This window comes from Mogibacterium sp. CM50 (assembly GCF_000293155.1).
Taxonomy (GTDB): domain Bacteria; phylum Bacillota; class Clostridia; order Peptostreptococcales; family Anaerovoracaceae; genus Mogibacterium; species Mogibacterium timidum.
In genome coordinates this window covers 24,719-38,713 of record NZ_ALNL01000025.1, presented here as the reverse complement: position 1 = coordinate 38,713, position 13,995 = coordinate 24,719, and the positions used below count along the sequence as shown (strand labels likewise).

10 protein-coding genes are annotated in these 13,995 nt (G+C 47.1%); 2 read left to right on the top strand and 8 right to left on the bottom strand.

All coding sequences use genetic code 11. From position 1 onward, the window contains the following. A partial coding sequence (locus HMPREF1152_RS04165) for an IS30 family transposase (RefSeq protein WP_009643175.1) occupies positions 1-545 on the top strand: 545 nt, incomplete at its 5' end. A 465-nt stretch (positions 546-1,010) separates the two neighbouring features. After that, positions 1,011-2,369, top strand: a complete 1,359-nt coding sequence (gene brnQ, locus HMPREF1152_RS04160; RefSeq protein ID WP_009643896.1) for a branched-chain amino acid transport system II carrier protein — start codon at positions 1,011-1,013, stop codon at positions 2,367-2,369. Between the two features lie 82 nt (positions 2,370-2,451). On the opposite strand, the gene HMPREF1152_RS04155 is transcribed toward brnQ, so the two are convergent. From HMPREF1152_RS04155 to HMPREF1152_RS04120, 8 genes are all read right to left on the bottom strand, one after another. Then, entirely contained in the window at positions 2,452-3,456 is a 1,005-nt protein-coding gene (locus HMPREF1152_RS04155) for a helix-turn-helix domain-containing protein (protein WP_198004078.1), read from the bottom strand. A gap of 413 nt (positions 3,457-3,869) precedes the next feature. Next, positions 3,870-5,267, bottom strand: coding sequence for an alanine/glycine:cation symporter family protein (locus HMPREF1152_RS04150; protein ID WP_009643909.1), 1,398 nt, complete (start codon positions 5,265-5,267; stop codon positions 3,870-3,872). A gap of 271 nt (positions 5,268-5,538) precedes the next feature. Continuing rightward, positions 5,539-8,406 carry an excinuclease ABC subunit UvrA gene (gene uvrA, locus HMPREF1152_RS04145; protein WP_009643912.1) on the bottom strand — a complete coding sequence of 956 codons (2,868 nt, stop codon included), beginning with the start codon at positions 8,404-8,406 and terminating at the stop codon, positions 5,539-5,541. Between the two features lie 105 nt (positions 8,407-8,511). Then, positions 8,512-10,485, bottom strand: a complete 1,974-nt coding sequence (gene uvrB / locus HMPREF1152_RS04140) for an excinuclease ABC subunit UvrB (RefSeq protein WP_009643888.1) — start codon at positions 10,483-10,485, stop codon at positions 8,512-8,514. Between the two features lie 70 nt (positions 10,486-10,555). Continuing rightward, positions 10,556-11,065, bottom strand: a complete 510-nt coding sequence (locus HMPREF1152_RS04135) for a hypothetical protein (RefSeq protein WP_009643886.1) — start codon at positions 11,063-11,065, stop codon at positions 10,556-10,558. Positions 11,066-11,083: 18 nt separating this feature from the next. Continuing rightward, a complete protein-coding gene (locus HMPREF1152_RS04130; protein WP_050992633.1) occupies positions 11,084-12,391 on the bottom strand; it encodes an SLC13 family permease in 1,308 nt (435 codons plus the stop codon). After that, positions 12,378-13,496 (bottom strand): cation diffusion facilitator family transporter, encoded by a 1,119-nt coding sequence (locus HMPREF1152_RS04125; RefSeq protein ID WP_009643885.1) that lies wholly within the window; start codon positions 13,494-13,496, stop codon positions 12,378-12,380. Before HMPREF1152_RS04125 ends, HMPREF1152_RS04130 begins: the two co-directional genes overlap by 14 nt. A gap of 74 nt (positions 13,497-13,570) precedes the next feature. Further along, on the bottom strand, positions 13,571-13,954 hold the full coding sequence (locus tag HMPREF1152_RS04120) for a thioesterase family protein (RefSeq protein WP_009643883.1): 384 nt from the start codon (positions 13,952-13,954) through the stop codon (positions 13,571-13,573). Positions 13,955-13,995: the final 41 nt, after the last annotated feature.

Below are 13,995 nucleotides of genomic sequence, written 5' to 3'. Positions count from 1 at the left end.
CTAAAGAACACACTGAAAAACGTGGCAAAATAGTTATTAGCAACAATCTCTCAGAGCGACCTGCCGAGGCAGAGAGTCGTTCACGTATTGGGGATTGGGAAGGTGATACTGTTGCCGGAAAGAAGAATGGTCCTTGTCTAGTTACACTCGCAGACCGAAAAAGTCGATTTCTTCTATGCATGAAGGCAGAAAAGAAAACTTCCACTCTTGTGAGTGAGATTATGATTAAATGTCTTAAAGAACAGCCATTATTCTCCATTACTCCAGATCGCGGAAAGGAATTTGCCAAGCATGCAGAAACTTCGGCAGCATTAAACAATGTACAGTTTTACTTTCCACAGCCGCATCAGCCATGGCAACGTGGAACAAATGAAAATACTAACGGTTTAATTCGCGAATACTTCCCGAAGGGAACCGATCTTTCAAAGTACAGCGATGAATATATACAAAGCAAAGTGGATGAATTAAACAGACGACCTCGAAAATGCTTAGGCTACCTAACTCCTTATGAGGTTTATTATTCAACCTCGTTGCACTTGACTTGACAATTCAAGATTAAATAAAAGAACCCGGAAATACCCCGGCAAACGCCGAACATCGACAGATTGATTAAGGTATTATGAAATTCAATCCGCACAGCTCTGCAATACATTTAATATGCACACCGTTTATATTTATTAAAGAGATGCATTTGATGTTAGTTAGTGTACTCTAACCATTTATGTTAGCATACTCTCCCATCTATAAAAATGCAATAACTTCGGATAACTTTTATTGTCATTAGCTGTTCACTGATTGGATGCGGTTTCAATAAATACAGGGACAGCTATCTGCTTCTCCGAAATCTGCAGGATAGGTGAAATAACTTTCTCGGCTTATTTAGCAATATAAGCGCATTAATTTTTGATATAATTTTAAAAAATCGCAAACTATATTGTGAAATTTAATAAACTATGTTACAATCTTTATTGTTTTAAACTAAAAAATATTTTTAAAAAGGGGACATACCAATGGACAGAAAATTCACTATGAAGGATTACATTGCTCTAGCCTCCCTCCTCTTCGGACTATTCTTCGGAGCAGGAAATCTGATATTCCCGGCACTCATGGGACAGATGGCAGGCGACCACACAGCTAGCGCTACGCTTGGTTTCGTAATTACCGGCGTCGGCCTACCGCTGCTTGGCATTATTGCGATTTCCTTGTCGCGTAGTGAAGGTCTCTACGATCTGGGCTGCAAGGTATCCAGACCATACAGCTTGCTCTTCACCTGTCTTCTATATCTGACAATAGGACCGTTCTTTGCTCTTCCAAGGACCGCAACCGTTCCGTATTCTGTCGGGCTTGTACCGGCACTCCACAAGGATTCGCCGCTAGTACTCGGAATATTCTCCCTGTGCTTCTTTGCAGCAGTACTGTGGTTCTCGCTCAAGCCTTCAGATATACTCACCCACGTCGGTAAGATCATCAATCCGCTATTCCTGGTATTCCTGGCAGTGCTTATCGTCATGTGCTTTGTGAAGCCGATGGGTTCTGTTAACGTAGCTGCTCCCACCGGAGAGTATGTGTCACACCCGTTCTTCAGAGGCTTCCTCGAAGGGTACAACACAATGGATGCTCTCGCATCTCTTGCATTTGGAATCATCATAGTCAATGCGGTTAGAAACCTCGGAGTTAAGGAACCTAAAAATATCGCTAAGGCTTCCGCAGTAGCCAGCATCGGATGCGCCGTGCTGATGGCTCTCATTTATCTGGCGCTGGTAGTCGCCGGTGCTCAGTCGAGAGGAATATTCGGCATCCAGCCGGATGGCGGAACGTTGCTCAACAAAATAGCCGGTCACTACTTCGGAAATATAGGTGCGTTCTTCCTCGCAGTTATGATCACGCTGGCTTGCCTCAAGACGGCAATCGGACTTGTAACTGCTTGTGCAGAGACATTTGGAGAGATGTTTCCTAACCGGCTGTCGTATAAGACATGGGCAATAATCTTCACGATCATCTCGTTCACATTTGCCAACTTCGGACTGGTCAAGATCATCGCTTACTCCGTACCGATGCTGATGTTCCTGTATCCGCTGACGATCGTTATCATCCTGATAAGCATCATCGGCGGACTGTACAATTACCACACGGTCGTATACAGGTGGACAATCGGCTTCACAATGCTACCTGCGATATTCGATGGCGTTAAGAGCCTTCCTGCAGGAACAGTTTCCGCACTTCATCTGGACGGATTTGTAAAAGCAGTCGGCGATTTCCTGCCATTCTCCGATATCGGAATGGACTGGGTAGTGCCTGCAGTAATCGGCTTCGTAATCGGACTCGTGTTCTACGCATCCAAGAAGGTCAAGGGGACGGCGGCAGCTTGATCTGATTCACAGCTATAAATTAATACATGTAAATAAAAACTCCCTTTGAAGTTTATTCTTCAGAGGGAGTTCTAATTTGCGGTCAATATCCTTTCTTATCCGAATCTTTCTTTTTTATATACGCTTCATATACCGTATAGATAAAGCCAAACAACACTCCGGCAATCGGCCAGACAACCCAGCTTCTACCCCAGTTGCCGAGCAAAAAACTCTGTATCATATATATAGCTGTTACTGCTGTCCAATACGCACCTGCAAATGGTGCCATCCTCTCTTCTGCACGTTTATTCTCCGGTGTGTAATCACCTTCTTGAAGCAGCTTCTTATAGCCCCCGTTGATAATTCCGACTCTTACAAATGTATGTACAGCAATTGCTACCATCATTAAAGTAAGAGGTATTGCCATAACTGCTATCTCCGTTCTGAATTGTCCGCCCATATTAAATACGAAAACAGGAAGTAATCCGACTATACATAAGAAGACACCAACAGCAATGCTGTGTCCCATTACCTCTTGGACAGGAGCATATCTGCGCTTTACTGCCGCCTCTACTCCATATCCGAGTTTAATCTCTTCCTTTGACAGATACTCATATTTAGACATTGAGAAATGGGATTTTATTAACATCGCCACCCCTATTCCTATCAAAATCAACATAGCAGCGAAGGCTATCATCAACAGAGGAGAATAAATAAACGATTCTCCATGATCACCGTTCATTTCTCCCACAGCTATATATAAACCAGGTGATATTATAAATAAAGCAACTGCCCTGGCTGTTCTTAATGCTTGCTTATGTGTCGCATCAAGATAATCATTAGCTTCTTCGAGCGATACGCTTTTGACGGAGCTCTCACTGTCAGCTCCTATATCAGAAGTCTTCTCGACCTGAGATGTTTCCGGTAAATCAATTTCATCCTTTAACAGATAGTCTATCGACACCCCAAAAACTTCGCTCATCTTGATTATCTTCTGTATATCGGGTATCGATGCTGCCGATTCCCATTTCGATACAGACTGTCTCGATACACCGATAAGGTCTGCCAATTCCTCTTGACTCCACCCATACTGCTTACGCAGACTCATTATTTTCTCTGCGATTATCATCATGCCCCCCTGTTAAGCTTCTTATCATAATTGATATATGAAGTTCCTCATTATCATATTTCTTTCGAGTTTCTCGCTCATTGATATTATTTTCATTTGATAGAGCAGCTGCGTTCTACGGTTTCATATTATGGTAGCACCGTCCTCTTCACCACCAACTATACTTGGAAATTTGTCAACTCACAGTTGCAACTATCAATTGTAATTCAATATTATACACTAAATGCACTAGAAATACGGATATTGAGAGAGCATATCCACTTATACACATGACTTATTTACCCTCTGGAAATCTTCCGTAACACTACCGATAACACTACCGATATAAATAGAGACCCTCGCCCATACGAACGAGAGTCCCTTTATGATATTTATTTTGCCGAAATTAAGTTCTATTTTTCAGACTTGTATCTTCCGAAGTAATCCTTGGTCAGCTTTATTACCGTGCCTGATAGCAGGAATACCGCAATCAGGTTAGGGATTACCATCAGACCGTTAAATGTATCGGCAATGCTCCAGATCAAGCCCAGATCCATTGTGGCTCCGATGATAGCAACCAGCGAGTATACGATGATAAACGGCTTGATTGCGCCCTTGCCGAGCAAGTACTCTATGCAGCGCGATCCGTAAAGGCCCCAGCCGAGAATGGTGGAGAAGGCAAAGCAGCAAAGAGCTACTGCCAGCATTACGGACACCCAACTGCCAAATGTAGCCGTGAAACCTGAGATAGTCAGCTCGGCACCTGCCGTTTCTCCGTAGTTAACCTTGATTCCGCTACAGAGAATTACCAGAGCTGTGATAGTGCAGATTACAATTGTGTCTGCAAATACCTCGAAGATGCCCCACAGGCCCTGCTGTACCGGGTGCTCAACGTCAGCGGCTGAGTGAGCGATTGATCCGGTACCGAGTCCGGCCTCATTGGAGAATATACCTCTCGATACACCTCTTCGCATGGCCATAAACATCGATCCGACAACACCGCCGGTTATAGCTCTGGGCGAGAATGCACCGCCAAAGATCGATTCGATTACTCCCGGCAGGTTCTTGTAGTTGAATATCACAACGAGAAGTCCAAAGATTATGTAGTAAAGCGCCATGAACGGCACGAGCTTCTCTGTTACACTTCCTATTCTCTTGATACCGCCGATAAGGATGATGAGAACCATGATAGTTATGAGAATTCCGATGAATAGATTTACACCACCTGGAACCTTTTCTGAAACTGCTCCTGTCGATACCAGTGCCGAATCGATGGCTGTCGTAATAGTGTTAACCTGTGTCGCATTTCCTGTTCCGAATACGGTGAGAATTCCAAATATGGAGTAGAGCGCAGCCAACCATCCCCATCTCTTACCCAGACCATTCTTGATATAGTACATAGGTCCGCCGACCCAGTCACCGTGGTCGTTACGTTCTCTGAAGTGCACTGCGAGAGTAACCTCAGCAAACTTGGTGCACATACCCAGCAGCGCCGATATCCACATCCAAAATACTGCTCCGGGACCGCCCAACGCGATGGCTCCGGCGACACCGGCGATATTACCAGTACCTACGGTGCCCGCAAGCGCGGTACAAACCGACTGGAATGATGTTAACGCCCCATCTCCTGCTTCCTTTTTGTTGAACATCGCACCGAAGGTGTGCTTCAGTGTGTATCCGAACTTTCTAAACTGTAGGAAGCCTGATCTACATGTCAGCCAAATTCCGACTCCCATAATGCATATCATCGATGGGACGCCCCAAATGAAAGCATTGACCGAGTCATTGATACTTGCAATCGTGTTAAGCATATATACCTCCTGTATATAAAACAAAGAATATGTATTAATTTTAAAGCAAAGACTGTCGACAAGCAATACTTTTGTTCTTGTTAATAATTTATTTTTTATTTAGTTGTGAAATTAAACAAATCAATTATTATCATCAGTTTTTATGATTGATATTTATGTCTGCAACGATTATTGTGAATTAAAATACGGTCAATTTCCGATGTAACAGAACTCACAAACAAAAGCCGCCGCAGCTATGGGGCTTTCAATAGCTGCGGCGATTACTATATTGCTATTTCAGCATCTTTTTGAGGTACAGGCCTGTAAATGAATCATCACAGCTTGCAACCTCCTCCGGCGTTCCGGTAGCTACGACGGTTCCTCCACCGCTACCACCCTCCGGTCCGAGATCGATAATATGGTCAGCACATTTGATCACATCCAGGTTGTGTTCAATCACGACTACAGTATTTCCCTCATCAACCAATCTGTTGAGCACATACATCAGCTTCTCCACGTCGGCAAAGTGCAGACCTGTAGTCGGTTCATCCAGAATATACAGGGTTTTGCCAGTGCTCTTTTTGGACAATTCAGTTGCCAGCTTGATTCTCTGTGCCTCTCCGCCTGACAGCTGAGTCGAAGTCTGCCCCAGTTTGATGTATCCGAGCCCGACATCATCGAGCGTCTTAAGGTACTTCTCTATAGATCTGTGGTTTTCGAAGAACGGCAAAGCCTCCGTTACGCTCATGTCTAGTACTTCCGAGATATTCTTTCCCTTGTATTTAACCTCAAGTGTCTCGTGGTTGTATCTGGCACCGCCGCAGACCTCACACGGCACGTACACATCCGGCAGGAAGTGCATCTCCACCTTGGTAATTCCATCACCGCGGCAGGCTTCACAACGGCCGCCCTTCACATTGAAGCTAAACCGACCCTTCTGATATCCGCGCATCTTAGCCTCCGGCATCTGTGCAAACAGATCCCTAACAGAATCGAACATGCCCGTATACGTCGCCGGATTGGAGCGAGGTGTACGTCCGATTGGGGACTGATCGATGTCGATGACCTTATCGAAGTGCCCGATACCGCGAATTTCCTTGTGCGCACCGGGCTTAACCTGAACTTTATTCGTAACACTCGCAACTCCCTTGTAAAGGATTTCATTTACAAGAGAGGATTTGCCGGAGCCGGACACGCCGGTAACGCACACTAGCTTTCCGACCGGAATTTTGACATCGATGTTCTTGAGGTTGTTCTGCTTAGCACCGATGATTTCAAGGTTTTCTCCGTTACCGGCTCGCCTCGTCTCAGGAACTTCAATCTTGCGCGTACCGGACAGAAACTGTCCGGTTATAGAGCGCTTGCACGCCTTGATATCGTCGACAGTTCCCTGAACCACCAGCTCGCCGCCGTTAATGCCTGCTCCGGGTCCTATATCGACGATATGGTCGGCAGCATACATAGTATCCTCATCGTGTTCTACGATGACCAGCGTGTTGCCCATATCAGTCAGGTTTCTGAGTGCACCCAGCAGCTTGTCGTTGTCTCGCTGGTGAAGCCCAATAGAAGGCTCGTCCAGAATATACAATACGCCGATGAGACCCGATCCTATCTGAGTAGCCAAGCGGATGCGCTGAGATTCACCACCGGACAGCGTGCCTGCGGCACGCGACAGTGTCAGATATCCGAGCCCCACCTGTTTGAGAAAATGCAGCCTCTCCCTTATCTCTTTGGTGATAAGCTTGGAAATCTGCTGCTCCCTGGGAGTCAGCTCCAGGTTGTCAAAAAATTCGATAGCAGACTCAACTGACAGGTCAGTCAGCTCGATGATGTTCTTGCCGCCGACAGTTACAGCCAAGACTGTATCCTTGAGCTTCCGGCCGTGGCAGGTCGGACAAACAGCCTCAGTCATCATACCGGCGATTTTCTCCTTGATATAGTCGGAATTTGTCTCACCGTATCTGCGCTCAAGGCTGGGAATTACGCCTTCAAAGGTGTGGTTCATATGCGAGACACGGCCGGACTTGCTGGTGTATGTGTATTTGAGCTTGCGCTCCCCGGTTCCGTGCAGCAAATCGTTTTTGAACTCAATTGGCAGATTCCTATATGCAACGGACAAATCCGTATTGTGATCCTTCGCCAGCTGATTGAGCATCTGCCTGTAGAAGCCCATAGCGTCCATCGTCGAGAACACCTGTCCCATAGCGCCTTCAAGTATGCTCTTGTCCGGATCGGTTACGACATTCTCGTCATCTATTTTGAGAGTAAAGCCGAGGCCAGTGCATGTCTCGCAGGATCCATAAGGTGCATTGAACGAGAACATCCTGGGTTCCATCTCCTCAATACCCACTCCGTGTTCCGGACAAGCCAGCAGCGTGCTAAAAGTCTCCTCGTATTCCCCGGCTGTACCGTCATCGTTCTTCTGCCGAAAGAGTACGTCTGTAACGCCCTCGCCTTCCATGACTGCAAGCTCAACCGCTTCAGCGATACGGCTGCGATTCTCAGCTCTGAGCACAACTCTGTCGATGACTATATCGATCGAATGCTTGACGTTCTTGTTGAGCTTGAACTCCTCCTGCTCGTCCAACCTCCTCATCTCGCCGTCCAGCCTGACCCTGATGTACCCGTCTCGCTTGATACGCGAGATTACGTTCTTGTGCTCGCCCTTGCGACCCTTGATGACAGGTGCAAGAACAGTCATGCGCGTGCCCTCTTCATGCGCCATGATATGATCCACAATCGTATCGATCGACTGGCTGGATATCACTCTGCCGCATACCGGACAGTGGGGAATACCTACTCGGGCGTACAGCAGTCTCAGATAGTCATAGATCTCCGTGACCGTTCCTACAGTCGATCTGGGATTCTTGTTGGTAGTCTTTTGGTCAATAGAGATGGCAGGCGATAGCCCTTCTATCAGCTGCACATCCGGCTTTTTCATGAGTCCGAGGAACTGCCTCGCGTACGATGACAGTGATTCGACGTATTTCTTTTGTCCCTCCGCATATATGGTGTCGAAGGCAAGCGAGGATTTACCTGAGCCTGAAAGCCCTGTAAATACAATCATCCTATCGCGCGGAATTGTGAGATCGACGCTCTTGAGATTATTCTCCCTCGCTCCCTTTATTACGATATTTTTCTCCACAGTTATTCCTTTCATAACGTCCACCGATATCCGTGAACGCGTGTATCATACGTTTTAGGCAGCATAATGTGTCACCAACTCTATACAGCCAGCCACCTGTGAACGCGTATGTCATACGTTTTAGACGCGTTTGCTGCTGCACAGCTCGAACAGCAGATCCCTGAGCTCGGCTGCGCGCTCGAACCGGAGATCCTTGGCTGCCTGCTTCATCTCCTTTTCGAGATTCTTGATAGTGCGCTGCAGCTCCTTGGTAGTCATCTCCTTAGGGTTCTTGAGATCGGTGTCTCCCGTATACGCCTTGGTTGCCTCTATAACATCTCTGACGGGCTTGATGATAGTCTTCGGCGTGATGCCGTGCTTACTATTGTAGGCCTCCTGCAGCTTACGCCTTCTGACAGTCTCGTCGATGGTGTATTTCATCGCCTTGCTGATGTGATCCGCGTACATTATGACGCGGCCGTGCTCATTTCTGGCAGCTCGCCCCACAGTTTGCACCAGCGAAGTTTCCGTGCGCAGAAAGCCCTCCTTGTCAGCATCGAGAATAGCAACCATCGATACCTCCGGAAGATCCAACCCCTCTCGCAACAAATTGATACCGACGAGCACATCGAATTTGCCGAGTCTGAGATCCCTGATAATCTCCAATCTCTCGAAGTTGTCAATCTCGGAGTGCAGATATCTGACCTTGATTCCCTCGTTTCTAAGAAATCCCGTCAAATCCTCTGCCATACGCTTAGTCAGAGTCGTGATCAGCACTCTCTCGCCCTTGTCCACAGTCTTGTATATCTCACCGATGATATCGTCAATCTGTCCACCAATAGGTCTAACCTCTATAACCGGATCCAGCAGTCCTGTTGGTCTGATGACCTGCTCAGCAGTGACGCCGTGCGAGTTCTCCAGCTCGTATTTGCCGGGGGTAGCGCTTACAAACAGCAAATCATTAGTGACCTGCTCAAACTCCTCGAATTTGAGAGGCCGGTTGTCCAACGCCGACGGGAGCCTGAAACCGAATTCGACCAGCGAACTCTTCCTGGCTCTATCGCCATTGTACATAGCCCTGAGTTGTGGCAGCATCGCGTGCGACTCGTCTATGATGGTTAGAAAGTCGTCCGGAAAATAGTCGAGCAGCACGTAAGGGCGTTCGCCCGGCTTGAGGAAGTTCAGGTGCCTTGAGTAGTTCTCGACACCCTTGCAGGTTCCAACCTCCATCATCATCTCCATGTCGTAGTTAGTCCTCTGCTCGATTCGTTCTGCCTCGAGCAGCTTACCGTTATCCTTGAACCATTTGACACGCTCGTCGAGCTCCTCTCTGATAGTCCCGACAGCCAGCTCCATATCCTCCTTGCTGGTCACATAGTGAGAAGCAGGGAAGATGGAAATATGGCTCCTTACCCCGGTGATTTCACCTGTGAGAGCATTCATCTCCTTGATCTCTTCTATCTCATCACCAAACATTTCAACGCGTACAGCCTCTTCTCCGCCCGCAGGATAGATGTCAATGATGTCCCCGCGAACTCGGAAAGTACCTCGATGAAAGTCTATGTCATTTCGCTCATACTGCATGTCTATGAGCTTGCGCATCATCTCGGCTCTGTCCATCTCCATACCCGGTCTCAGCGACAACAGTTGATTCCTATATGAATTAGGACTACCCAAACCATAGATGCATGACACACTGGCAACAATGATTACATCCTTGCGCTCAAGCACTGCCGCAGTGGCTGAATGTCTGAGCTTATCGATCTCATCGTTGATATCAGCATCTTTCTCTATGTATGTGTCGGTTGAAGCGACATAGGCCTCAGGCTGGTAGAAGTCGTAGTACGACACGAAGTACTCGACAGCGTTATCCGGGAAAAATTCCTTCATCTCGCCATGAAGCTGCGCCGCCAACGTCTTGTTATGCGAGATAATAAGCGTCGGCTTCTGCACCTTCTCGATTATCTTGGCCATCGTATACGTCTTACCGGATCCGGTAACGCCAAGAAGAGTCTGGAATCTATTTCCAGACTCTATGCTCTTTGCTATTTTCTCTACCGCCTGCGGCTGATCTCCTGTCATCTCAAATTCTGAATGAACCTTGAATTCAGGCATATTCCCCTCGACTTTCTGATTTTCAAAGTTATCTTGCAGTCACGCCTTACAGCATCGCACCTGTAGCTCTCTACAACTCGTCATGTCCGATATTCAGCTGAGTCTCCTCATCATACAGCATTGGGCATTCGCGGGCAACCTGCTCTATAGTTGCCCTGATATGATTCATCTCATCCGAAAACTCTTCAAATGCGGCCGTTGGAACCTTCCTGTTGAGGAACAGCTGCTCTATCTCCCTATTGAACTGCGTCAAGTTATCCACCAGCTCCAGGAACTGGTGGAGCTTATCAGTCTTGTGAGCATTTCTGAATTTAGCGAGATCGCGCTTGATGAATTCCACCACGTCCGTCTCACCGTAAAACTTGCCGAGCAGCATAGGATATGGGGTTACACGGCGCAGATACATGGCATGGTCCCTTCTGATATCCAGCATATATTTAAGCGTAAGATCCTCGCCAACCTCAAATTCATAGATATTGATGTGAGCGGGCTTGTTCTTGACTGTAATAGCCCCCAGCTGCTTTATCATCATATTTATCACATCACTGGACACCTTATCGGTCGTAAATGTATTGCTCATATTGCACCCTCCAATCTATTACATTGCGTATTTAACCAGCAGGAATATCATTGAAATCGCTACCGATCCCAGCATAAAAGGCATGCCGATACGCAGATAGCTCTTAAATGTGATTGGATATCCGTGCTTAGTACTTATATCCGACAAAACTACGTTGGCAGATGCACCGATCATAGTTCCGTTTCCACCGAGGCAAGCGCCAAGTGAAATCGACCACCACAACGGTTCTACGTCCATGCCACCGGCCTTCAGAGCCAGAACCAGCGGAATCAAAGTAGCTACAAATGGAATGTTATCCAGGAATGATGACAGAATCGCCGAAGCCCAGAGCAGTATGAGCATCATAATCACCGGATGCCCGGCGGTCTTATCGATTACCACGGCCGCCATCTGTTTGATAACTCCGGTTTCCGTCAATCCTCCGACGACTACAAACAACGACATGAAGAATATAATCGTGGTCCACTCAACATCCTGAATGGCATTATCAACACTCTGCTTGCCGATAATCAGCATGATTGCTGCAGCAGTCAGCGCGATTACAGACGACTCCATACCAAGCTTGTCATGCAGTATAAATCCGACTATTACGAGACCAATTACTACTACACCTTTTATTAGAAGCGGCTTGTCGGTGATTGACTTGTCAGGATCCAGGCTCATAATCTTGGACGTATCCAGCCCTGACACCTCTATCTCCTTCTTGTACACGAATTTCATCATGATAATCATGAATACAAGTATGAGCACGACAGCTGCACCTGTATTTGCAATGAAATCCATAAACGATAGGTTCGCAGCGCTTCCGATCATTATGTTAGGCGGGTCACCTATGAGAGTCGCAGTACCGCCTACGTTAGAAGCCAGAATCTGAGTCATAAGGAAAGGTACCGGATTAATCTCCAGCATCCTGGCGATAGCTATCGTCATCGGTCCGACGAGCAGTACCGTCGTTACGTTATCGAGAATTCCCGAAAGCGCTGCTGTTATAAGTATAAAAGCAATCATAATCTTCCAGGGATCACCATGAACAGCCTTAGCCGCCTTGATAGCGACGTATTCGAAGAGCCCTGACTGTCTGATGACAGCAACCAGTATCATCATACCGACCAGCACGCCTATTGTGTTGAAATCAATGTATGACAACGCCTTTTGACCGGACATAACTCCGGTCAAAATCAGCACAACAGCACCCGCAAGTGCTGCAGCTGCTCTATGGACCTTCTCACTGATTATCAGTCCGATAACAAGTACAAAGACAAGAATCGCAATAATCTTCACTTTTAATCCCTTCTTTCCTATCTGATCTGAACTAATCGCTGACATCAAGATCAAGCGTAATTTGCACCTGATATTCCGGATATTTCTCCGCAATTTTCTTCAATATCTGATCGCGGACTGCATATCTATCCGGAGCCATAAAGTCCACAACTATGTCAAATACCATCAGAGCCTTCTCCTCGTTTATGTAAAATCCATGCATCTGCAGCACGTATTCTTCCGACATAACGAATCTGGTAATGTCGCTCTTGATCTGCAAGGCTTTGTCATCAGTGGTATTCATCGAATATACTCCGACGGTAGCAATTGCCACACCATATTTGGTGTAGACTTTCTCCTGTATCTGCCTGGTGAGCTCATCAATTTTCGCCGCTGTATAAGTATCCGGTACCTCGATATGAATCTCTCCGATTATCGTGTTGGGTCCGTAGTTGTGAAGGAGCAAATCGTATGCACCGTTTATGCCATCGATCTCCGCTATTGCAGCCTTTATCTCAGTAGACAGCTTGCTGTCTGCACGCTCCCCGAGGATCTTGCTGATAGTCTCGCGCAGCATATCGATACCTGCCTTGATTATTACAACTGAAATGATTGCGCCCAGATAGGACTCCAGGCTGATGTCAAATCCGATATACAGTCCTGCAGCGACAAGAGTCGAGATGGATATGATCGAATCAAAAAGCGCATCGCTACCCGAGGCCACGAGCGAATCCGAATTGACCTTTACCCCGACCGACTTTACATATCTGCCGAGCAGCAGCTTCACGAGAACTGCCGCAGCGATGATCAAAAGCGAAACATTCGTGTATGAAGGTGTCTCAGGATTGAGAATCTTCTTGACCGACTCCTGCAGCGCAGTAACGCCGGCGTACAGAACGATCACAGCTATAACCATAGCCGTGAGATCCTCATACCTTCCGTGTCCCAGCGGATGATCTTTGTCCGGCGCCTTGCCGGCCAGCTTGGTTCCCACAATCGTAATAATATAAGACAGAGCGTCACTCAGATTGTTGACCGCGTCCATAACAATGGCGATAGAGTGCGTTGCCGTCCCTATGACGGCCTTAAAAGCGGCAAGCAGCACATTTGCAATGATGCCGATTACGCTCGTCCTGATAATCACATAATCGCGATTCATCTGCTTATCCATAGTTCCCCCTTGATACAAGCTCCATTGCACAAATCTGATCCGGGTTTAAGATTTGCTATTTCGCCCTCCGGCTGCTATCCGAGCTTGGAGTTCGCCTTATCCTGAAATCTCTCATTGTAGATGATAAACCTCTCGTGAGTTCCCTCACCGATTTTCTCCTTCTCATCGTAAGCTGCGATGCGAAATATCAGCCTGCGCCCATCTACTTCCACAAGCTCAGTCTCACACCTTACCTTCATGCCGACCGGTGTGGCTGCGAGATGCCGGATGGAGATGCCGGTTCCAACTGTGCCCTGTCCGGCTTCAAGCCCGGATTTGACCGACTCCGAAGCAGTCCCCTCCATAAGGGCGATCATAGAGGGAGTTGCATAGACATCAAGCTCTCCACTCCCCACGCTCCCGGCAGTCAGCTTCTCAGTTACAACAAGTTCCCTGCATCCTTTAATTCCAATGTTCATATCTACCCTCCAGTGTTTAATTATATGCTTCTATTTTATGA